The following is a 978-nucleotide window of genomic DNA, read 5'->3' as shown; positions in this document are numbered from 1 at the left end:
CTGCCGGCCATGCCGGCATCGGCGTCACCATCTGCGGCCGCCGGGAAGCAGAGCTCGCCAAGGTGGCCGGCGAAAACGACCGCATCTCTGGCATCGCCGCCGATGTCACCGACGAGGCGGCAATGGTGGCGCTCTACGAGAGGGCGCAAGCCGCGCGTGGGGCCTTCGACATCGTCGTCGCCAATGCCGGCATGGCCGGCAGCGCGCCGGCGCACAAAACCGCGCTCAGCGACTGGCAGCGGACGCTCGACGTCAATCTGACCGGCGCCTTCCTGACGGTGAAGCCGGCGCTGAGCGGCATGGCCGCGCGGAAAACGGGACGAATTGTTTTCATCGCCTCGACCGCCGGCCTGAAAGGCTACGCCTATGTCGCGTCTTACGTCGCCGCCAAGCATGGCGTCATCGGCCTGATGCGGGCGCTTGCCGCCGAAACAGTGAAATCCGGCGTCACCGTCAACGCGGTGTGCCCAGGCTTTGTGGAAACCGAAATGCTGGAAGAGTCCATCCAGCGCATCATCGAGAAAACCGGCCGCTCGGTCGAGCAAGCGCGGTCAAGCCTCGCCTCGACCAACCCGCAAGGCCGCTTCATCCAGCCGGATGAAATTGCCGCCGCCGTGCTGTGGCTGTGCGGCGACGCCGCCCAATCGATCACCGGACAGGCGATTTCCATCTCAGGAGGCGAAACATGGTAGCCGGCCCCCTGCCCGCGCCGTCGGGACCCGGCAAGGACCGCTTGCGTCTGTGGATCAGGCTGCTGCGCGCCTCGCGCACGATCGAGGCCGAACTGCGCGAGCGGCTGAAGAAGGAGTTCAACACGACGCTGCCGCGCTTCGACGTGATGGCAGCGCTTTATCGCGCGCCGGAAGGCATGCTGATGAGCGACCTGTCGCGCTTCCTGCTGGTCTCCAACGGCAATGTCACGGGCATCGTCGACCGGCTGGTTTCGGAAGGACTTGTCGCCCGCGCGCGGCGCAATGG

The 978-nt window shown here is 66.6% G+C and carries 2 protein-coding genes; both read left to right on the top strand.

Going from position 1 to position 978, the window contains the following annotated elements; translation table 11 throughout:
* Nucleotides 1-692, top strand: a 692-nt coding sequence (locus tag EN925_RS37355; RefSeq protein WP_164894737.1) for an SDR family NAD(P)-dependent oxidoreductase, incomplete at its 5' end; no start/stop codon positions are given.
* The coding region (locus tag EN925_RS37350) for a MarR family transcriptional regulator (protein WP_128337437.1) at nucleotides 686-978 on the top strand (293 nt) is incomplete at its 3' end. The genes EN925_RS37355 and EN925_RS37350, both read left to right, overlap by 7 nt.

The organism is Mesorhizobium sp. M7A.F.Ca.US.006.04.2.1, assembly GCF_004022915.1.
Classification (GTDB): domain Bacteria; phylum Pseudomonadota; class Alphaproteobacteria; order Rhizobiales; family Rhizobiaceae; genus Mesorhizobium; species Mesorhizobium ciceri.
The sequence above is the reverse complement of the archived record's forward strand: the minus strand, read 5'-3'. Positions and strand labels throughout refer to the sequence as shown.